At 69.1% G+C, this 20,356-nt stretch carries 20 protein-coding genes; 3 read left to right on the top strand and 17 right to left on the bottom strand.

Features of this window, described 5'->3' with window-relative positions:
* Nucleotides 1–62: 62 nt before the first annotated feature.
* The gene (locus ACZ5Z2_RS11290) at nucleotides 63–1,430 is read right to left on the bottom strand and encodes a sensor histidine kinase (RefSeq protein WP_464758679.1); all 1,368 of its coding nucleotides are present in this window, start codon (nucleotides 1,428–1,430) and stop codon (nucleotides 63–65) included.
* The gene (locus tag ACZ5Z2_RS11295; protein ID WP_464758680.1) at nucleotides 1,427–2,119 is read right to left on the bottom strand and encodes a response regulator; all 693 of its coding nucleotides are present in this window, start codon (nucleotides 2,117–2,119) and stop codon (nucleotides 1,427–1,429) included. The genes ACZ5Z2_RS11290 and ACZ5Z2_RS11295 overlap by 4 nt, the downstream gene beginning before the upstream one ends.
* A 134-nt stretch (nucleotides 2,120–2,253) precedes the next feature.
* On the opposite strand from ACZ5Z2_RS11295, the gene ACZ5Z2_RS11300 reads away from it, so the two are divergent.
* Complete coding sequence (locus tag ACZ5Z2_RS11300; RefSeq protein ID WP_464758681.1) at nucleotides 2,254–2,757, top strand: Spy/CpxP family protein refolding chaperone; 504 nt, start codon at nucleotides 2,254–2,256, stop codon at nucleotides 2,755–2,757.
* A 693-nt stretch (nucleotides 2,758–3,450) separates the two neighbouring features.
* Here the strand turns inward: ACZ5Z2_RS11300 and ACZ5Z2_RS11305 are convergent.
* Nucleotides 3,451–3,615 (bottom strand): hypothetical protein, encoded by a 165-nt coding sequence (locus tag ACZ5Z2_RS11305; protein ID WP_464758682.1) that lies wholly within the window; start codon nucleotides 3,613–3,615, stop codon nucleotides 3,451–3,453.
* 152 nt (nucleotides 3,616–3,767) lie between these two features.
* Entirely contained in the window at nucleotides 3,768–4,697 is a 930-nt protein-coding gene (hutG, locus tag ACZ5Z2_RS11310; protein WP_464758683.1) for a formimidoylglutamase, read from the bottom strand.
* Nucleotides 4,698–4,801: 104 nt separating this feature from the next.
* On the opposite strand from hutG, the gene ACZ5Z2_RS11315 reads away from it, so the two are divergent.
* Together ACZ5Z2_RS11315 and hutI are read left to right on the top strand one after the other, a co-directional pair.
* Complete coding sequence (locus ACZ5Z2_RS11315) at nucleotides 4,802–6,253, top strand: chloride channel protein (RefSeq protein ID WP_464758684.1); 1,452 nt, start codon at nucleotides 4,802–4,804, stop codon at nucleotides 6,251–6,253.
* Nucleotides 6,250–7,473, top strand: a complete 1,224-nt coding sequence (hutI, locus tag ACZ5Z2_RS11320) for an imidazolonepropionase (RefSeq protein ID WP_464758685.1) — start codon at nucleotides 6,250–6,252, stop codon at nucleotides 7,471–7,473. The genes ACZ5Z2_RS11315 and hutI overlap by 4 nt, the downstream gene beginning before the upstream one ends.
* Here hutI and lpxK read toward each other — a convergent pair.
* The 13 genes from lpxK to sdhC form a co-directional block, all read right to left on the bottom strand.
* Nucleotides 7,459–8,433, bottom strand: a complete 975-nt coding sequence (lpxK, locus tag ACZ5Z2_RS11325) for a tetraacyldisaccharide 4'-kinase (protein WP_464758686.1) — start codon at nucleotides 8,431–8,433, stop codon at nucleotides 7,459–7,461. The genes hutI and lpxK overlap by 15 nt on opposite strands.
* Before the next feature lie 7 nt (nucleotides 8,434–8,440).
* On the bottom strand, nucleotides 8,441–10,222 hold the full coding sequence (gene msbA, locus ACZ5Z2_RS11330) for a lipid A export permease/ATP-binding protein MsbA (protein WP_464758687.1): 1,782 nt from the start codon (nucleotides 10,220–10,222) through the stop codon (nucleotides 8,441–8,443).
* Complete coding sequence (locus tag ACZ5Z2_RS11335; protein WP_464758688.1) at nucleotides 10,219–10,650, bottom strand: ExbD/TolR family protein; 432 nt, start codon at nucleotides 10,648–10,650, stop codon at nucleotides 10,219–10,221. The genes msbA and ACZ5Z2_RS11335 overlap by 4 nt, the downstream gene beginning before the upstream one ends.
* Nucleotides 10,651–10,654: 4 nt before the next feature.
* A complete protein-coding gene (locus ACZ5Z2_RS11340; protein ID WP_464758689.1) occupies nucleotides 10,655–11,317 on the bottom strand; it encodes a MotA/TolQ/ExbB proton channel family protein in 663 nt (220 codons plus the stop codon).
* Between the two features lie 88 nt (nucleotides 11,318–11,405).
* A complete protein-coding gene (locus ACZ5Z2_RS11345) occupies nucleotides 11,406–13,727 on the bottom strand; it encodes a DNA internalization-related competence protein ComEC/Rec2 (RefSeq protein WP_464758690.1) in 2,322 nt (773 codons plus the stop codon).
* Between the two features lie 285 nt (nucleotides 13,728–14,012).
* Nucleotides 14,013–14,708, bottom strand: a complete 696-nt coding sequence (gene lolD / locus ACZ5Z2_RS11350; protein ID WP_464758691.1) for a lipoprotein-releasing ABC transporter ATP-binding protein LolD — start codon at nucleotides 14,706–14,708, stop codon at nucleotides 14,013–14,015.
* 10 nt (nucleotides 14,709–14,718) lie between these two features.
* Nucleotides 14,719–15,960: a lipoprotein-releasing ABC transporter permease subunit gene (locus ACZ5Z2_RS11355; protein ID WP_464758692.1), complete on the bottom strand. Its 1,242-nt coding sequence runs from the start codon at nucleotides 15,958–15,960 to the stop codon at nucleotides 14,719–14,721.
* A gap of 106 nt (nucleotides 15,961–16,066) precedes the next feature.
* Entirely contained in the window at nucleotides 16,067–16,504 is a 438-nt protein-coding gene (locus ACZ5Z2_RS11360; RefSeq protein ID WP_464758693.1) for a protein YgfX, read from the bottom strand.
* Nucleotides 16,476–16,718 carry an FAD assembly factor SdhE gene (locus ACZ5Z2_RS11365; RefSeq protein WP_464758694.1) on the bottom strand — a complete coding sequence of 81 codons (243 nt, stop codon included), beginning with the start codon at nucleotides 16,716–16,718 and terminating at the stop codon, nucleotides 16,476–16,478. The genes ACZ5Z2_RS11360 and ACZ5Z2_RS11365 overlap by 29 nt, the downstream gene beginning before the upstream one ends.
* A 167-nt stretch (nucleotides 16,719–16,885) precedes the next feature.
* A complete protein-coding gene (locus ACZ5Z2_RS11370; RefSeq protein WP_464761699.1) occupies nucleotides 16,886–17,665 on the bottom strand; it encodes a succinate dehydrogenase iron-sulfur subunit in 780 nt (259 codons plus the stop codon).
* 84 nt (nucleotides 17,666–17,749) lie between these two features.
* Entirely contained in the window at nucleotides 17,750–19,537 is a 1,788-nt protein-coding gene (sdhA, locus tag ACZ5Z2_RS11375) for a succinate dehydrogenase flavoprotein subunit (protein WP_464758695.1), read from the bottom strand.
* A gap of 4 nt (nucleotides 19,538–19,541) precedes the next feature.
* Nucleotides 19,542–19,937 carry a succinate dehydrogenase, hydrophobic membrane anchor protein gene (sdhD, locus tag ACZ5Z2_RS11380; RefSeq protein ID WP_464758696.1) on the bottom strand — a complete coding sequence of 132 codons (396 nt, stop codon included), beginning with the start codon at nucleotides 19,935–19,937 and terminating at the stop codon, nucleotides 19,542–19,544.
* The gene (gene sdhC / locus ACZ5Z2_RS11385) at nucleotides 19,934–20,329 is read right to left on the bottom strand and encodes a succinate dehydrogenase, cytochrome b556 subunit (protein WP_464758697.1); all 396 of its coding nucleotides are present in this window, start codon (nucleotides 20,327–20,329) and stop codon (nucleotides 19,934–19,936) included. Before sdhC ends, sdhD begins: the two co-directional genes overlap by 4 nt.
* Between the last annotated feature and the right edge of the window lie 27 nt (nucleotides 20,330–20,356).

Consider the following 20,356-nt stretch of genomic DNA (forward strand, 5'->3'; position numbering starts at 1 on the left):
GATGCTTTTGAACCGCGGGAGCATCCCTCGCCCGCTCGCGCGGACATGGCGCACGGAAGCCTTCAATCGCCAACCCTCGGCAGCCTCAGTCGCACCTCCAGCCCGCCGCCCTCGCCGTTACGCGCGAGGATGTCGCCGCCGTGCGCCTTGGCCACGCGCTGCGCGATGGCGAGGCCTAGGCCGTGGCCTTCGGCACGCGCGGCGTTGCTGCCGCGGAAGAACGGCCGGAACAGCGACGCCAGCTCGGCCTCCGGCACGCCGGGGCCGTGGTCGCGCACCAGGCACTCGGCCTGTCCTTCGATGCTGCGCACCGAGACTTCCACGCTGCCGCCTTCGGGGCTGTACTTGATGGCGTTGGAGATCAGGTTGCCCAGCGCGCGTTCCAGCAGCACGGGCGTGCCGACCACCTCGATCATCCCGTCGACGGGCTGCCATTGCAGGCCGATGCGGCGCGCATCCGCTTCCAGCGTCGCTTGTCGCAGGCTTTCGTGCGCGAGCTCGGCGAAGTCCAGCCGCTCGCGCTCCATGCCCGGCAGGCCGCCTTCCATGCGCGACAGCGCCAGCATGTCGCCGGTCATGCGGTCGAGCCGTGCGATCTCCTGCTCGGCCTGGCGGAAGTAGCGCTCCGCCGCGGCGGGATCGTCGCTGCGCTGGGCCAGGTCGAGGATCAGCTGCAGGCGCGCCAGCGGCGAACGCAGTTCGTGCGAGAGATCCTGCAGCACGCGGCGGTCGTGCGTCACCAGCGCCTCGATGCGCTCGGCCATGGCGTCGAAATCGCCGGCGAGCTGCGCCAGTTCGTCGCGCGAGGCGCCGCCGGGATGATCCACGCGCGCCGACAGCTCGCCCGCCGCCATGCGCCGCGTCGCGTCGCGCAGCGCCTGCACCGGCTTCGCCACGCTGCGCGCCACCCACCAGCCCACCAGGCCGATGAACAGCAGCGACAACGCGAACTGCACGGACAGCAGAATCCGCGCGCGCGCCTGCGGCGGCAGCCGCGTATGCGTGCGGCTGATCGCCACCAGCTGGCGCTGCCGGCCGTCGGCGCCGATCACCGGCTGCACCGCGAGGTACATGAACTGGTTACGCCAGGGCTTCAGCACCAGGCTGCGGTTGGTCGCCAGCATGTCGGGCAAGGAATCGCGGATCGACGGCGGCAGGCGGATCGGCAGCAACGGCCGGCCGTCCTGGAACAAGGTGGCGTCCACGCCCTCGTGGCGCTGCCGTCCGCGCCACTCGTCCAGCGCGGCCGGGCCGCCCCGCTCAAAGGCCTGGTCGGCCGACTGCGCCAGCGCGGCCCAGTCGATCTCCACCTCGGTGGTGTATTCCACGAAGCGCTGGGTGAGGAAGGCGCCCAGCACCAGCACCAGCAGGTTGGCCGCGCAGAACCACAGCAGCAGGCGCCAGTACAGCGAACTCTTGAACGGGTTCATGGCGCGCCCGCCACCAGCACGTAGCCGGCGCCGCGCACCGAGTCGATGCGCGGCGATTGCGTGGAGGCTTCGGCCAGCTTGTGGCGCAGGCGGCTCACGTGCACGTCGATGCTGCGGTCGTAGCGCTCCAGTTCGCGGCCCAGCGCGAGGCGGGTGAGCGCGGCCTTGTCCACCAGCTCGCCCGCACGCTGCGCCAGCGCCAGCAGCAACTGGAATTCGGCGCCGGTGAGCGACAGCTCCTGCTCCCCGACCAGCGCGCGGCGTTCGCCGGGAAACAGCTTCAACGCGCCGAGCTGCAACTCACCCGCGGCGGCCGCGCCCGGCGCATGGCGCCGCAGTTGCGCGCGCACGCGGGCCAGCAGTTCGCGCGGCAGGCAGGGCTTGGAGAGGTAGTCGTCCGCGCCCAGCTCCAGCCCCACCACGCGATCCACCGGCTCGCCGCGCGCGGAGAGCATGATCACCGGCAGGCGGTACTTCATGCGCAGCTCGCGCAGCGTCTCCAGGCCGTCGCGGCCCGGCATCATCACGTCGAGTATCAGCAGGTCGGGCCGCTGCGCCGCGTTGTGCAGCCGCGCCAGCGCCTCCTCGCCGTCGTGGGCGAGATCCACGGCAAAGCCTTCGCGCTGCAGGTATTCGGCAAGCAAGCTGCAGAGTTCGCGGTCGTCGTCGGCGATCAGGATGCGGGTCATGGCGTTATTTAGCGATGCGGCGGCAACCGGCGGCAACGGCTTTACCCATCTTTACGTTCCCGCAAAGTAGGTACACGCGGGGTTGTCGTCCAATAGCCACACGCTCCACTCCCCCAACGCAAGAGGCGACAACCATGCGCAAGAACCTCATTCTCGGCCTGGCCCTCAGCTCGGCACTGGCCATCGGCAGCTTCGCCGTCGCAGCCCAGGGCGCCCCCGGCCCGGGCGGCCACGGCGGCTGGGGCCACCATGGCGGCCACCACGGCATGATGGACTTCCACAAGCTCAACCTGAGCGATGCCCAGAAGGCCAGCATCAAGCAGATCATGAAGAGCAGCTTCGAGCAGGACAAGGGCCAGCGCCAGGCCTTGCGCCAGCAGCGCGAAGCCTTCGAGGCGATGAACCCGACCGACGCCGGCTACCAGTCCGCCGCCGCCGCGCTGGCCCAGGCCGAAGGCGCCGCCACCACGGCGCGCGTGCAGCAGATGGCCAACGTCCGCGCGCAGGTCTACAACGTGCTGACCCCGGCGCAGCAGTCGCAGCTGGCCGCACAGAAGGCGCAGGCGCAGGCCCGCCGCCAGCAGTGGGAGCAGTTCCGCGCCCAGCAGAAGGCCGCCGGCACCAGCGGCGGCCAGTAAGGACGTTCGCGCGGGATTTCCTCCCCCTGCGCAACGTGAAGCCGCGCCGGCCATCGCCGGCGCGGCTTTTTTTTCGCCACGGCGATCCCTGAAAGCCTGTTCAAAGCCTCTGTCCGGCCCACGCCGGCGACCTTGTGCGCCATAGCTTTGAATCGCGTCTGTGGATGTTCTATGCGCTGCGCAGCATCCGCCTGCGACAGGATAACGACTGTGAACGCCCTCAGTGTCCAGATACGGTGCGGCGTGGCCGCTGTGAAGCTCGTGTCGGCGGGAGTTTGTCCAACTTCCTCGACATGGCCTGCTTGTAGTTCCGGCGGATTGAACCAGGCCCTTCTCTCTTGGTTACTTCTCTTGACTCCGTGCATCCTGCCCTCCGCCCTTCGGGCCGGCTTCGCCGTTCGCCACCGCTCCTGCGGTGGCGTGGGCCAGCAAAGAGAAGTGACTCGGGCGCCGGTAGGCGTCCGAAAGCCCGCTGCAGGCGAGCCAAATCGCAAAAACGAAAGGTTGTCGCGAGCACCCGCCCCTCACCCTAGCCCTCTCCCCACAGGGGAGAGGGAACTTGCCAGCGGCAGACGACTTCAGCGCTCTATTCCTAGGGATAACTGCAAAAAAACCGGCCGCAAAACCGGAAAAGGCGAACAGTAGATTTTGAACAGGCCGATGGATCCATCGGCTTCCTGCGCAGCGCAGGATTCAGCGAGCGCGCCAGTAACCGCCGACCCACACGTGGCCGGCGCCCCAGTAACCCGGCACCCATACGCGCTCGTGGCGCGGCGCCACCACCACGCAGCCGGTCAGTGCAACGCTGCCTCCAACCAGGGCGACGGCAAGCAGGCAAGTGGAAAGGAAACGACGCATGGCAGCACTCCTCCGCATGGGGTTGGTGCTGCTGGAAACGTCCCGCGCAAATCAGCGCCGACGACACGGGCCGCGCGGGTTCAGCCGGGCCTTATCGACCTGAGCGCAGGCAAAACAGGGCGCAACGGCCCTGTCATCCATCGATGCGGCGGCTAAGCGCGCCGCACGGCATGCGCGACGCGATGGATCAGCCGCGCGGCGACGCGCGCGGTGACGTTGTCGCGGTCGAACGGCGGCGACAGTTCCGCCACGTCCATCGCCTTCACCTTGCCGGTGGCGGCGATGGCGTCGAGCAGCGGCTCGACCACCTCCAGCGGCACGCCACGGGCGCTGGGCGCGCTGACGCCGGGCGCCACCGCATGCGGCAAGGCGTCGAGGCAGATCGTGAGGTAGACGGTGTCGACGTCCGCCAGCCAGGCCTGCAACTGCGCGATGCGCGCGGGCAGTTCGAGCAGGCCCAGTTCGTCGTCGCGCACGTAATGCACGCCCAGTTCGTCGGCGGTGTCGAACAGCACGCGCGTGTTCGCCGAGGCGCTGATGCCGAGCACGCAGTAATCCAGCGGCAGGCCATGTGCGGCGGCATGTTCGATGGCCTGCAGGAACGGCGTGCCGGAACTGGCGCGATCCTGCCGGCGCAGGTCGAAATGGGCATCGAAGTTGACGATGGCCACGCGCGGGCGCCGCTCGCCCAGATGCATGGCCAGGCCCTGGTAGGTGGCGAACGCGATCTCGTGCCCGCCGCCCAGGCCAACCGGAAGGTGGCCGGCGTCGAGCAAGGCGGCGAGTTTCGCTGCGTAACGCAACTGCGCGCTCTCGAGATCGCCATCGGCGGCATCGACGTCGCCCGCGTCGTACAGCGGCGTGTCGTCGAGCAATGGCAGGTTGGAGAGCATCCTGCGCAGCGCGGCGGGGCCTTCGGCCGCGCCCACGCGACCGCCGTTGCGGCGCACGCCTTCGTCGCTGGCGAAACCCAAGATGGCCACGCCGGGCGCGCTGCCGGCCGCCGGCTCGCGCACCCATTGGTGCCAGCGCCGCGTGGAGGCGTCTTCCGGCAGGTCGACCCGGCCGCTCCAGCCGTTCATGGCGACACCGGCGAGAACTTGCGAACGTATTGGCTCATGGAGGGCTCCCGGGCGTATCGCGGCATTGTAGCCGCCGCGCATGCGGCATCTGCGATAATCGCCCGATGCCCGAGTCAACGACGAAATCATCCAACCCACGCCTGCAGGCGCTGCTTGGACACGAATTCTTCGCGCCAATGCAGTGGAAACGGCGCATCGCGCTGTGGAGCGGCGCGATCCTGGTGGCGCTGGCGGCGATCCTGTTCGCCAAGGCCAGCAACTGGGCCTATGCGCTGTTCCAGCACATCCTCGCGCATGGCGTGTGGATACCGCTGATCATCACGCCGGTGGTGTTCGGGCTGCTGGCCTGGGCCACCGAAGGGCGCTTGCGCGCCACGCGCGGCAGCGGCATCCCGCAGGTGATCGCCACCATGCACATCGAGGACGAGGGGTTCCGTGCGCGCATGCTGGCGCTGCCGATCGCGGCCTGCAAGATGCTGCTGACCCTGATCGCGCTGGCGGTGGGCGCCTCCATCGGCCGCGAGGGGCCGACCGTGCACGTGGGCGCGGGCCTGTTCTACTCGCTGGGCCGGCGCTTCGGCTTCACCGATCCCAAGGCCGCCTCGCGTTTCATCCTCGCCGGCGGCGCGGCGGGCATCGCGGCGGCCTTCAATACGCCGCTGGCCGGCGTAGTGTTCGCCATCGAGGAACTGGCCGGCACCTTCGAGCACCGCTTCAGCGGCCTGCTGCTGACCGCGGTGATCGTGGGCGGCGTGGTGTCGCTGGGCATCATGGGCAATTACTCGTACTTCGGCGAAGTGCAGGCCGACCTGCTGCTGGGCCACGCCTGGCTGGCGGTGCTGCTGTGCGGCGTCGTCTGCGGCCTGCTCGGCGGCCTGTTCGCGCGGCTGGTTCTGCTCAGCCGCAATGGCCCATTGGCCATGATCGGCCGGTTGCGCGCGCGCTGGCCGGTGCTGTTCGCCACCGGCTGCGGACTGGCGCTGGCCGTCATCGGCGTGCTTTCGCACAACAGCGTCTACGGCACCGGCTACGACCAGGCGCGCGCCTTCGTGCAGGAGGCCTCGACCACGCCCGGCGAAAGCTTCGGCATCGTCAAGCTGCTCGCCAACGTGGTCTCGTACTGGGCCGGCATCCCGGGCGGCATCTTCTCGCCGGCGCTGGCGGTGGGTGCGGGCCTGGGCCACAACATCGCCCATCTGCTGCCGCACGCGCCGGAGGCGGCGGTGGTGCTGCTGGGCATGAGCGCCTACCTGTCCGGCGTCACCGGCGCGCCGCTCACCTCGGCGGTGATCGCGATGGAGCTGACCGACAACCAGGACATGGTGATACCGATCATGGCCGCCTGCCTGCTCGCCCGCGCCGCCGCGTCGATCTTCAGCCCCACGCCGGTCTACAAGGATTTCGCCGAGCGCATGGTGCGCGACTTCGAGCAGCAGCACGCGGGGCACGCGCAGGCCGATGGCGGGGTGGATGAGCCGGAGCCCGGAAACGCCGGCGCCACCAGCGCCTACGGCGAACCGGCGGCGACGCCCGACGAGACGACCGAAGCCCCATGACGCCGTCGCGCTGGAACCTTCTGCTCACCCACGCCAACCTCGCCAGCTTTGCGGGCGATACGCCGTTCGGGCTGATCGAGGACGGCGCGCTGGCCTGCGCTGACGGCCGCATCGCGTGGATCGGCCCGATGCGCGAACTGCCGCCCGGCGCCAGCGCCGCGCATGTCGAGGATCTCGGCGGCGCCCTGCTCACGCCAGGCCTCGTCGATTGCCACACGCACCTGGTGTTCGGCGGCAACCGCGCCAACGAGTTCGACCTGCGCCTCAACGGCGCCAGCTACGAAGACATCGCCCGCGCCGGCGGCGGCATCGTCTCCAGCGTGCGCGCCACCCGCGCAGCGGACGAGGACGCGCTGTTCGCGCAGTCGCTGCCGCGCGCCCGCGCCCTGCGCGCCGACGGCGTCACCACGCTGGAGATCAAGTCCGGCTACGGGCTGGAACCGGAAACCGAGCGGCGCATGCTGCGCGTGGCGCGGCGCATCGGCGCGGAACTCGGCATCACCGTGCGCACCAGCTTCCTCGGCCTGCACGCGCTGCCGCCCGAGTACAAGGAGCGTCGCGACGACTACGTGACGCTGGTCATCGACACGATGCTGCCCGCGCTGGCCGCCGAAGGGCTGGTCGACGCGGTGGATGCGTTCTGCGAGAAGATTGCCTTCACGCACGCCGAGACGCGCCGGCTGTTCGAGCGCGCCACGCAGCTCGGCCTGCCGGTGAAGTTGCACGCGGAGCAGCTCTCCGACCAGGGCGGCGCAGCACTGGTGGCGAGCTTCGACGGCCTCTCCGCCGACCACCTGGAACACCTGGGCGACACCGGCGTCGCCGCGATGGCGCAGGCCGGCACCGTGGCCGTGCTGCTGCCCGGCGCGTTCTACGCGCTGCGCGAGACGCGGCTGCCGCCGCTGGCCGCGCTGCGCGAGCGCAGCGTGCCCATCGCCATCGCCACCGACTGCAACCCCGGCACCTCGCCCCTGCTCTCGCTGCGGCTGGCCGCGAACATGGCCTGCACGCTGTTCCGCCTCACGCCGGAGGAAGCGCTGCGCGGCGTCACCGTCAACGCGGCGCGCGCGCTGGGCCTGGCCGACCGCGGCACGCTGACCGTGGGCCAGCGCGCCGACCTGGTGGCATGGCATGCGAAGCAGCCCGCCGAGCTGTGCTACTGGATCGGCGGCCAACTCGCGCGGCAGGTGTATGTGGCCGGGAAGTCAGTCGCGGCGTAGGCGCGCCAGCACGGCATCGAAGAACTCCGCCGGCAGCTTGGCGCGCACCGGCACGCGCCACCAGTGCGGCTGCGCGAAGGCGCGGCACTTCACCGCGTCCTTGTCGGTCATCAGCACGGGCAGTTCGTCGCCGAACGCGAGGTCGTCGGCGACGAAGGCGTGGTGGTCGGCGAAGGCGTGTTCGACCACGTCGATGCCGCACTCGCGCAAACTGTCGAAGAAGCGCGCCGGGTTGCCGATGGCCGCCACCGCATGCACGCGCCGGCCCGCGAAATCCGCCAGCGGTTGCCGGCGCGCGCCGTCCAATGTCACGGCCTCGCCGCCGGCCAATCGCATGGGAAATTCGCCGGCCCGCGGCGCACCGCCGTTGCACACGCGCAGATCCACGCGCGCCAACCGGCGCAGCGGCTCGCGCAACGGGCCGACGGGCAGCAGCCGGCCATTGCCGAAGCGGCGCGCGCCGTCGATCACGCAGATCTCGACGTCGCGGGCGAGGCGGTAATGCTGCAGGCCGTCGTCGGCGATCACCACGTCGCAGCCTTCCGCCACCAGCAACCGCGCCGCCGCGGGACGATCGCGCCCTACCGCCACCGGCACGCCGCTGGCGCGGATCAGGCAAGGCTCGTCGCCCACGTCGGCGGCGTCGGGCGTGTCGCCCAGCAGCAGCGGTTCGCGCTGGCGACCGCCGTGGCCGCGGCTCACCACGCCGGGACGGAATCCCTGTGCGCGAAGGGCCTCCGCCAGCGCGATGGTGAGCGGCGTCTTGCCGGTGCCGCCGGCGGTGAGGTTGCCGATCACGACGACCGGCACGGCCACGCGCACGCGGTGCAGCACGCCTAGGCGGTACAGCCCGCGGCGCAGCGCGGAAAGCGCGCCGTACAGGCCGGCCAGCGGCCATGTCCACCATGGGCTGCGACGATGGCCGTACCACGCTTCGGCGAGTGTGTCGGCAACCGCCATGGCAGCTTCAATCGCCGCCGATGTTCGCGTCGTGGAACTGCATGCGGTGCAGCGCGGCGTAGTGGCCGCCCAGCGCCAGCAGTTCGGCGTGGCCGCCGCGCTCGACGATGCGGCCCTGCTCCATCACCGCGATCTGGTCGGCGCCCTCGATGGTGGAAAGGCGATGCGCGATCACCAGCGTGGTGCGGTTGCGCATCAGCTTCTGCAGCGCCTGCTGGATCAGCCGCTCGGATTCGGTGTCCAGCGCGCTGGTGGCCTCGTCCAGCACCAGGATGGGCGCGTTCTTGAGGATGGCGCGCGCGATGGCGATGCGCTGGCGCTGGCCGCCGGACAGGGTGTTGCCGCCCTCGCCGATGTGACTGTGGATACCCTTGGGCAGGCGCGCGATGAACTCCATCGCGTTGGCGGCCTCCGCCGCGGCCACGATGTCGGCCTCGCTGGCGCCGGCCAGTTCGCCGTAGGCGATGTTGTTGGCCACGGTGTCGTCGAACAGCACCACGCTCTGCCCCACCCAGGCGATCTGCCGGCGCAGCGAGGCCAGGGTGTAGTCTTGGTAGTTCTCGCCGTCGAGCACGATGCGCCCATCGCTGGGCTCGTTGAAGCGCGGCAACAGGCTCACCAGCGAACTCTTGCCGCTGCCCGAGCGCCCCACCAGGGCGGTGACCGTGCCCGGCGCGCAATGCAGGTTCACGCCGCGCAGCGCCTCGAATTCGTTGCGCGGGTAGGTGAGCCGCACATCCTCGAAGCGCAGGTCGCCACGGGTGCGTTCCAGCACGCGCGTGCCGCGGTCGGTTTCCGGCGGAAGATCGATGATTTCGAACAGATCCTCCGCCGCCGACATGCCGCGCTGGATGTTCGATTGCACGTTGGTCAGACGTTTCAACGAAGGCAACATCGCGCCCATCGCGGTGAGCACGGCGAAGAACACGCCCGGCGTCATCGCATCGTTCAGCACCGCAGGCCGCGTGCCCAGGAACACCAGGGTAGCCAGCGCCCCGGCCGCCACCAGTTGCACGGTGGAACTGGAAGCCGCGTTGGTGGCGGATATCTTCAAGTTCAACCGACGGGTATGCCGGGTCACCTCGCCGAAGCGCCCGGCCTCGTGCTCCTGGCCGCCGTAGATACGCACTTCGCGGTGGGCGCCCACCACTTCTTCCACCGTACCGGTGACCGAACCCATCGAGCCCTGGATGCGCCGGCTGATCTGCCGGTATCGCCGGCTCACCACGGTGGCGACCACTCCAATCGCCGGCACCATCACCAGCAGGGACATCGCCAGGTAAGGACTCTTGTGCAGCATCACGTACAACATCGCCAGCACGGTGAATCCGTCGGTGATGCCGATCTTCGCGGCATCGCTGGCGGCCGAGGCCACTTGTTCACTGGTATAGGTAATGCGCGAGATCTGCTGCCCCGAGGACTCGGTGCCGAAATAGGCGGCCGGCAGGCGCAGGTAGGACGCGAACACGTCGCTCTGGATCGATTGCACCACGTGCCGGCCGATATAGGCCATGCCATAACTGCTGACGAAGGTGCCGATGGAACGCACGAAGAAGATACCGATGATCCAGATCGGCATCCAGAAGATCAGGTACGGATCCTTGTCCTTGAACAGGTTGTCGATCATCGGCTGGATCAGCTCGGTGAACTTTGCCAGGCCGCCTCCGTCGAGGATCATGCCGACCAAGGCGATCAACCCCACCGCCCAGTAACGCCGGCTGTAACCCAGCAGGCGCTTGTAGACGGCCCAGGTGTGCGCGTCCCAGATCCTGGTCTTGCCGCCGCTCATCGCGCCGCGCCCGGCTGCGTCGGCGTGGTGGCGATGGACAGGTGCGTGAAGCCGAGCTGGCCCAGCGCGTCCATCGCCGTCACCACGCTCTGGTGCGAGGACAGCGCGTCGGCGCGGATCGTCACCGGGCGGTCGTGGTCGCCGTTGGCGTTGTTCTCTATCGCCTGCTTCAGCACGGCGATGCCTTCGCCCGGCACGGCGTCGCTGCCCACCCAGTAGCGGCCGTCGCGATCCACCGTGATGGTGAGCGCGGGCGCGTTCATGTCGCGATCCTGCGCGCTGGCGCTGGGCAGGGTGACCTGCATGCGCGAGTGCTGCACGAAGGTGCTGGTGAGCACGAAGAACATCAGCAGGGTGAGCAGCACGTCGATCAGCGGCACCACGTTGATCTCGAACTCGTCCCGGCGGCGGTCGTTGCCGATGCGCATGGAATCAGCCTGCGTTCGGCGCGGCGGTCGCGGCCGCGCGGCGCACGCGTGACGCGGCGGCGGGCGCCGGGAGGGTCAGTTCGTCCAGCAGCGCGGTGGCCTGCTTCTCCATCTGCACGCAGTAGCCGGCGATGCGCGAACGCAGCCAGCGGTGCAGCACGTAGGCGGGGATCGCCACGGTGAGGCCGGAGGCCGTGCAGATCAGCGCCTCGCCGATGCCGCCGGCCATCTTCGCCGGATCGCCGATGCCGCCGGCCATCACCTGCATGAACATGCGGATCAGGCCGATCACCGTGCCGAACAGGCCGAGCAGCGGGCCGATCAGCGCGATGGTGCCTAGCGTGCTGAGGTAGCGCTCCATCCGGTGCACCACGTGGCGGCCGGTGTCCTCGATGCGCTCCTTGATGATGTCGCGCGACTGCCCGCGCACCGCCAGCGCCGAGGCCAGCAGTTCGCCCAGCGGCGAATCGTTGGACAGCGCTTCCAGATGGCGGGGATCGAGCTGGCCGGCGCGCGCCCACTGGCGCACCTCCTCGCCCAGCCCCGGCGGCAGCACGGCATTGCGCCGCAACGTCCAGCAACGCTCCAGCACGATCGCCAGCGCCACCAGCGAGCACACCAGGATGGGCAGCATCGCCCAACCACCAGCCATCAGGATATCGAGCACGTTCGTTCCACCGGACGTTCAAAACGAGAGGCCGCATCATAGCAGCCGGTTCGCGCGGTTCCGTGGCGGGCGTGGCAGTCCCCGAACCTCACGGCCGCTCGCGCCAGTAGCGCGGATCGCGCAGGCGCCAGCGCGCCGTCACGCGGGCCGGGCCGTCGGCGGGAAAATCCAGCGCGACCGCACCGCTGTCGGCGGTGTTCAGCACCGGCACGCGCGCCGCCGCATAGCGCGCCAGCACCTCTGGCTTCGGGTGCCCGAAGCGGTTGCGCCAGCCGGCGGAGACGACGGCGAACGGCGGATCCACCGCGTCGATGAAATCCGCGCTGGACGAGGTCTTGCTGCCGTGGTGCGGCACCAGAAGCACCGGCGAAGGGCCGTCTCCCACCGCATCGGCCACGGTCGGTTCAACCTTCGAGCTGATGTCGCCGGTGAGCAGGAACGCGCCGCGCGTGCCTTCCACCAGCAGCACGCAGGAGCGGTCGTTGTCTTTGCCGTGTTCGCCCACCGCCGGGCTGAGCACGCGGAAGCGCACGCCGTCCCATGTCCACGCCTGCCCCGCCGCGCAGCGTTGCACCGGCACGTGCATACGCCCCGGTTCGCCCGCGTAGCGCAGCGCCTGCGGGAACGCGGCGACCACCGCTTCGGCGCCGCCGGCGTGGTCGTTGTCCGCATGGCTCACCATTAGCACGTCGAGCCGCGCGATGCCCAGGGCATGGATCGAAGGCAGCACCGCCGCCTCGCCCAGGTCGTAGCCCGAGGGATATCGCGCGCCGGTGTCGTACAGCAAGGCGTGGTCGCGGGTGCGCACAAGCACCGACAAACCCTGCCCCACATCCAGCACCCAGGCCTGGAACGCCCCGCCGGCCGGCACCGGCAGCTCCGGCCACAGCAGCGGCAGGAACAGCACGAGGCCGAGCGCGCGCAGCGACACGCCGCGCGGCAGGAATAGCCACAACGCACCAAGCGTGGCCAGCAGCAGCGCCCACGGCCGCACCTCGGGCAGGTACCAGTGCCCGCCCGGCCACGTCGCCATGCGCTCCAGCAGCCACCATTGCGCGTGCGCGAACTTCGCCGCCAGCCACAGCACCGGCACGGCCAGCGACGGGCAAAGGCCCAGCAGCACCGTGCCCAGCAACACGCAGGGCACGATGACGAAACTCACGAACGGCACCGCGACGAGGTTGGACAGCGCGCCCACCAGCGAGGCCTCGCCGAAGAACCACAGCGTCAGCGGCAACAGCGACACCGTCATCAGGAGCTGCCCCGCCGTGAGTTCGTGCAGGAAGGCGCGCAGGCCGCGGCCACTCGATTGCAGGCACAGCATCAGCAGGGCCACGCCGGTGAACGACAGCCAGAAGCCCGCCGCCAGCACGGACAACGGATCGAACAGGAGGATCACGATCATCGCCAGCGCCAGCGAATGCGCGCCATGCCCGCCGCGCCGCGAGCAGCGCGCCAGCGCCACCACCGCGATCATCACCAGCGTGCGCACCGTGGGCAGGCCGAAGCCGGCCAGCGCGCCATACAACCCCGCCATCAACAGGGCTCCGGCGGCCTGCGCCTGCACGCGCGGCAGGCGCAGGGCCAGTCCCGGCCACAGCAGGTACAGCAAGCCGGCCAGCCACGCGCCGATCAACGCCACCACGCCCACGTGGAACCCGGAGATCGCGATCAAATGCGGGATGCCGTTGGCGCGCGCGACTTCCCAATCGTCCTGGCTCAAGTTGCGCGTGTCGCCCACCGAAAAGGCCTGCAGCAGCGCGGCATCATGCGGATCGCCCACGCGCGCCGCGATGCCACGCGAGATCGCGTCGCGCATGCCGTCCACGCACCACGCCGCGCGGCCGATCAGGCCATTGGCCTTGTCCGCGCGCACGTAGCCGGTGGCCACGATGCGGCGCTGCAAGGCCATGCGTTCGCCGTCCGACGCGCCGGGATCGAGCAGGCCGCGCGGACGCTTCAACCGCAGCAGCAGGCGCCAGCGTTCGCAAGGCGCGAGCGGCGGCGCATCGTCGTACCACGACACCATCGCGCGGCCACGCAAGGGCACGGCTTTGCCGTCCAGGGTGGCGCCATCGACATACAGCGCGAAGCGCGTGGCGTCCTCGCGCACCAGCGGCAGTTCGGCGATGTGCCCGGTCACCACGAAGTCGCGGCCTTCCAGCTCGCGCGGCAGGCGCGCATCCATCGCCCCCGCACCGCAGGCCATCGCCCACAGCACACCGGCGCAACAGCACAACGGCAAGCGCCAGCGCGGCCAGCACCAGAAAGCCGCAGCGACAGGCAACAGCAACAGCAGCGACAGCCAACGTGGCGGCAAGGCCGGCAACCACTGCACGACCAGCACTCCAAGCAGCAGCGCGGGCGCCGCCATTGTCGCGGTGAACGGTTTGTCGCCCGTCTGCGCCATGCCTTGCCCGATATCGAATGGATCGATCGAGGCTAACGCGCCAGCGGCAGAGAATCGGATGAAAAACGTGTAGGACTAGGCCTTGCAGGCGACTTCAAGCACGAAGCCCCCGGTTCGCAGATACGGCGCGGAATGGCCGCTGCGAGGCTCTCGTCGGCGGCCACCGTTCCTGGCGATGGCGTGGGCCATCGGCCGCCCGCAGACTAACCAAGGGCGGAAGTGAGAGGTCGTTACGAGCCCCCGTCCCTTACTCCGAGCCTCTCCCCAAAGGGGGAGGGAGAAATCTCAACCGCGCGCCTGCTCGCGCAGCACACCCGCATGCAGCACCAGCGTGCGATCCATCCGCGCCGCCAGCCGCGTGTCGTGGGTGACCAGGATGAAGCTGGTGCCCACTTCGCGATTGAGCTCCAGCATCAGCTCGTAGACCTGCGCCGCATTGCCCTCGTCGAGGTTGCCGGTGGGCTCGTCGCCCAGCACGCAGGCCGGCTTGGTCACCAGCGCGCGCGCCACCGCGCAGCGCTGGCGTTCGCCGCCGGAAAGCTCGGCCGGCTTGTGGTCGAGGCGCGCGGCAAGGCCCACGCGCTCAAGCAATGTCGACGCCTGCCGGCGCGCCTCGGCAATCGCCGTGCCGCGGATCAGCAACGGCATGCACACGTTCTCCAGCGCGGTGAACTCGGGCAGCAGGTGGTGGAACTGGTAGACGAAGCCCAGCGAACGGTTGCGCACGCGGCCGCGCTCGGCATCGGAGAGCTTCGACAGCTGGCGGCCGTCCACTTCCACCTCGCCGGCGCTGAGCGTGTCCAGCCCGCCGAGGATGTGCAGCAGGGTGCTCTTGCCGGTACCGGAGGCGCCCACGATGGCCATGGTCTCGCCGCGCTTCAGCTCGAAGCTGACGTCGGTGAGCACCTCGGTATGCAGGCCGCCCTCGGCGTAGGTCTTGGCCACGCGATGGGCGCGCAGCACGGGTGCGTTCGACGGCATGGAGTTCTTCTCACTCATAGCGCAGCGCCTGCGCCGGCTGCGTGCGCGAGGCGCGCCACGCGGGATACAGGGTGGCCAGCAGCGAGAACGCGAAGGTGACCAGCGCCACCCAGACCACGTCGTGCAGCTCCAGCCGGCTGGGCACTTCGCTGATGTAATAAACGTCCGGCGAGAGGAACTGCACGTGGAACACGCGCTCGATCACCTTCACGATGCCCGGCAGCTTCCACGACAGCAGCGAGCCGAGGCTCACGCCGAAGCCGATGCCGACCAGGCCCACCAGCAGGCCCTGCACCATGAACATGCCCATCACGCTACGGGGCGTGGCACCCAGGGTGCGCAGGATCGCGATGTCGGCCTGCTTGTCGGTGACCAGCATCATCAGCATCGAGACCAGGTTGATGACCGCCACCAGCACGATCAGCGAGAGGATGATGCCCATCACCTTCTTCTCCATCGTAAGCGCGGAGAACAGGTTGGCATTGGTCTGCTCCCAGGTCTGCACTTGGTAGACCTGGCCCAGCGTGTCGGCCAGCTCGCGCGCCACCGGCCGCGCGTTGAACAGGTCGTCCAGCTTCAGGCGGATGCCGCTGGGGCCGCTGAGGCTGTTGAGTTTCTCGGCGTCCTGGATGTTGACCAGGGCGAGGCCGGAGTCGAACTGCTCCATGCCCATGGTGAAGGTACCCACCACGTGGAAGCCGCGCATGCGCGGCACGCCGCCGAACGGGGTGGCACGGAATTCCGGCACCGCCATCACCACCTGGTCGCCCACGCCCACGCCGAGCTGGGTGGCGAGATCCTGGCCCAACACGATGTTCCAGCTGCCCGGCGTGAGCGCATCGAGCTTGCCGTGCACCATGTGCCTGCCGATGTCGACCACCTTGGATTCGAGGCCGGGCACGATGCCGCGCACCAGCGCCGCCGCCGGCGCGCGGCCTTGCAGCAGCGCCTGGATCTCCACGTAGGGAGCGGCGCCCCTCACGTGCGGGTTGGCTTCGGCGATCTTCAGCGCACGCGGCCAGTCCTCGATACTCTGGCCGACGCCGGAGATGGTGGCATGCGAGATCGCGCCGAGGATGCGCGTCTTCATCTGGTAGTCGAAGCCGTTCATCACCGACATCACCGCGATCAGCGCGATCACGCTGATCGAGATGCATACGATGGAGACGGCGGAGATGAAGGAGATGAACTGGTTGCGCCGCTTGGCGCGGGTGTAGCGCAGGCCGATGAAAAGCTCTAGCGGTCGGAACATGGGCGGGTCGCTGTAGGTTCGATGGGCGGCTCGCCCGCGGGAGCCGGCATTATCCGGCATTCGCACAGACAACGCAGGGGAGGCAAAGTGCCCGCGCAGCGGAGATTCAGATGCGGGGCGCGGCCAGTCCCGCCTGCGCCGCGGCCAAGCGCATGCGCAGGCGGCGACGGATGTCCGCATCGCTGTTGTCGGGCGCCAGCAGCAGCACCTGTTCGCCCGGCAGCGCCGTACGCAGGCGCAGCATGACAGTGGCGCCCAGCACGCGGAACGAAGCCAGCGCGGCGGGAACGTCGCTGCCGTCGGCAAAGCGCAGGCTCCAGCCGCCCTCACCGCTCCAGCCTGCGGCAGTCACCGGCGAGCGCTGGTGCCGGCGCACGGCGCGCCACGCCGATCCGGCAACCAGCAGCGCCAGCGGCAACTTCAACCAGAACGGCAAGCCGGCCAGGGCGATGGCCAGCAGCGCCAGCGCCGCCAGCAGCCACAACAGGCGCGGCAGCCAGCGCGAGGGACGGTACTCAAAGCCGATGGCGGGCGCGGATGTCATCGATGATCGCCTGCCAGTCCGCGCGCGGCGCCTTGGCGTGGCCCATCACCCAGTCCCACAGATCGGGATCCTGCACGTCGAGCAGCTCGTCGAAGGCCTGCTGTTGCGCCTCGTCGGCGTGCGGGAAGGCCTCGTCCAGCCAGCCGCCGAACAGCGCGTCCAGTTCGCGGGTGCCGCGGCGAGTGCGCCAGCGGAGGCGCCCGCTCTTATCCATGACAGCTGGCGCGCAGCGCCGCGTTAGCCTCCTCTCCCCTTCGGGGAGAGGATTGAGGTGAGGGGCCAATCTTGCGTCGATCCATCATCGAAAGCTTTCCTCGATCAACTTTCCCGCGAGCACCCGCCCCTCACCCTGCCCTCTCCCCGGAGGGGAGAGGGGAAAGATCAGGCGCGCCGCTCCACCATCAGCTTCTTGATCTCCGCGATCGCCTTGGCCGGGTTGAGGCCCTTCGGGCAAGTGCGCGCGCAGTTCATGATGGTGTGGCAGCGGTAGAGCTTGAACGGGTCTTCCAGGTCGTCCAGGCGGGCGCCGGTGTCCTCGTCGCGGCTGTCCACGATCCAGCGGTAGGCCTGCAGCAGGATGGCCGGGCCGAGGTAGCGGTCGCCGTTCCACCAGTAGCTGGGGCAGCTCGTGGAGCAGCAGGCGCACAGGATGCACTCGTACAGGCCGTCGAGCTTCTTGCGGTCTTCCGGCGACTGCAGGCGCTCGCGGTCGGGCGCGGCGCTCTGCGTGCGCATCCACGGCTTGATCGAGGCGAACTGGGCGTAGAAGTGCGTGAGGTCGGGCACCAGATCCTTCACTACCGGCATGTGCGGCAGCGGATAGATCTTCACGTCGCCCTTGGCCACGCTGTCGACGGCGCAGATGCATGCCAGCGTGTTGGTGCCGTCGATGTTCATCGCGCAGGAACCGCAGATGCCTTCGCGGCAGGAGCGGCGCAGCGTGAGCGTGGGGTCGATCTCGTTCTTGATCTTCAGCAGCGCGTCCAGAACCATCGGGCCGCATGCGGCCATGTCCACCTCGTAGGTGTCGATGCGCGGGTTCTGGCCGTCGTCCGGGTTCCAGCGGTAGATGCGGAAGGTGCGCGGCTTCTTCGCATCCTTCGCCGGGAAGTGCTTGCCGGGCTGGATCTTGGAATTCTTGGGTAGCGAAAACTCGGCCACGTTTGCCTCGACTGTGTTGGTGCGTCCATCCATGAACGCGAAAGTCAAAAGGCGGCCATCCATGGCCGCACTTTCCAAGAAGAATCAGTAAACGCGCTTCTTCGGCGGCACCACCTCGACCTCGTCGGTCAGGGTGTACATGTGCACCGGGCGGAAATCGAAGCTGGCCTTGCCGTTCTCGTCCACCTTCACCAAGGTGTGCTTCATCCACTCGGCGTCGTTGCGATCCGGGAAGTCCTCGCGCGCGTGGGCGCCGCGGCTTTCCGGGCGCTGCTCGGCGGAGTGCATGGTGCCCACCGCCTGGTCGAGCAGGTTGGCAAGCTCCAGCGTCTCGATCAGGTCGGAGTTCCACACCAGCGAGCGGTCGCTGGTGCGCACATGCTTGAACGAGGCATGCACGGCGTCGATCTTGGCGCAGCCTTCCTTCAGCGTCTCACCGGTGCGGAACACCGCGGCGTCGCTCTGCATGGTGCGCTGCATGTCGAGGCGGATCTTCGCGGTCGGCAGCTCGCCATCGGCATGGCGCAGGCCGTCGAAGCGGGCCAGCGCCTTGTCCAGCGCGCTGGCCGGCAGATCCTTGTGCGCCGTACCGGGCTTGATGAGCTCGGCGCAGCGGTGCGACACCGCGCGGCCAAACACCACCAGGTCGAGCAGCGAGTTGGAGCCCAGGCGGTTGGCGCCGTGCACGGACACGCAGGCCGCCTCGCCGATGGCGAACAGGCCCGGCACCACGGCGTCGACGTCGTCGCCCTTCTTCTGCACCACTTCGCCGTGGTAGTTGGTCGGGATGCCGCCCATGTTGTAGTGCACGGTGGGCAGGATCGGGATCGGCTCCTTGGTCACGTCCACGCCGGCGAAGATGCGCGCCGACTCGGCGATGCCCGGCAGGCGCTCGTGGATCACCTCGGGGCCGAGATGCATCAGGTTGAGGAAGGCGTGATCCTTGTGCTCGCCCACGCCGCGGCCTTCGCGCACCTCGATGGTGATGGCGCGGCTGACCACGTCGCGCGAGGCCAGATCCTTCGCGCTGGGCGCGTAGCGCTCCATGAAGCGCTCGCCCTTGGAGTTGGTGAGGTAGCCGCCCTCGCCGCGCACGCCTTCGGTGATCAGGCAGCCCGCGCCGTAGATGCCGGTGGGGTGGAACTGCACGAACTCCAGATCCTGCAATGCCAGGCCCGCACGCAGCACCATGCCGCCGCCGTCGCCGGTGCAGGTGTGCGCCGAGGTGGCGCTGAAGTAGGCGCGACCGTAGCCGCCGGTGGCCAGCACCACGGCCTGGCCGCGGAACAGGTGCAGCGTGCCCTCGTTCATGTCGAGCGCCAGCACGCCGCGGCAGACGCCTTCGTCGTCGAAGATCAGGTCGATCGCGAAGTATTCGATGAAGAAGGTGGCGTCGTGCGCCAGCGCCTGCTGGTACAGCGTGTGCAGGATGGCGTGGCCGGTGCGGTCGGCCGCGGCGCAGGTGCGCTGCGCGGTGCCCTTGCCGTAATGCGTGGTCATGCCGCCGAACGGGCGCTGATAGATGCGGCCTTCGTCCGTGCGCGAGAACGGCACGCCGTAGTGTTCCAGTTCGTAGATCGAGGGGATGGCCTCGCGGCACATGTACTCGATCGCGTCTTGGTCGCCCAGCCAGTCCGAACCCTTGATGGTGTCGTAGAAGTGGAAGCGCCAGTCGTCCTCGCCCATGTTGCCGAGCGCGGCGGCGATGCCGCCCTGCGCCGCCACGGTGTGCGAGCGGGTCGGGAACACCTTGGTGATGCAGGCGGTCTTAAGGCCCTTCTCGGCCAGGCCGAAGGTGGCGCGCAGGCCCGCGCCGCCGGCGCCGACCACGATCACGTCGAACTTGTGCTGCTGGATCTTGTAGCTTTCCACGGACTCAGACTCCCAAAGCGATGCGCAGCACGGCCAGCACGCCCGCGAGCGCGCCCAGCACCGCGAGGAACTTGATCGCCACCAGCAGAACCACTTCCTTCCAGCGGGTGTGCACGTAGTCTTCGATCACCACCTGCAGGCCGAGCACGGCGTGCCAGAACATGGTGACCACGAACAGGATCAGCAGCAGCGCGTTCCACGGCTTCGCCACCGCGGCCTTCGCCGTGGCGTAGTCGGCGTGCAGCAGCGACAGCACGGTGAACACGAACCACAGACCGAGCAGGATCAGCGCGGCGGCGGTGACGCGCTGCGTCCACCAGTGGCCCACGCCCGACTGCGCGGAACCGAGGCCGCGCGCACGCTTCAGCGGATTGCGCAGGTCTTTCGCGTTCGCGCTCATGCGGCACCTCCACAGGTCAGCACGCAGGCCCAGACGATGACGACCAGCAGCAGGCTGACGATCACCGACAGCCAGCTCGAACGCACGAACTTCGGAATGGCGTAACCCGCACCGGTGTCCTGCAGCAGGTGACGGATGCCGTTGCACAGGTGGTAGAACAGCGCCCAGCTCCAGCCGAGCAGCAGGATCATGCCCAGCGGGCTGCCCATGCAGGTCTTGAACTGGCCGAAGGCGGCTTCGCCGGCGGCCAGCGAGAGCAGGCCCCACACCACCAGCAGCGTGCCCACGGCCAACGCGATGCCGGTGGCTCGATGCAGGATGGAGGTCACCATCTGCACCTGCCACTTGTAGATCTGTATATGCGGAGAGAGCGGTCGTCGCGTGTCTGCCATGGCGGCTATCCTGAAGTGGAATCGCTG

Source organism: Rhodanobacter sp. G1, from assembly GCF_055397855.1.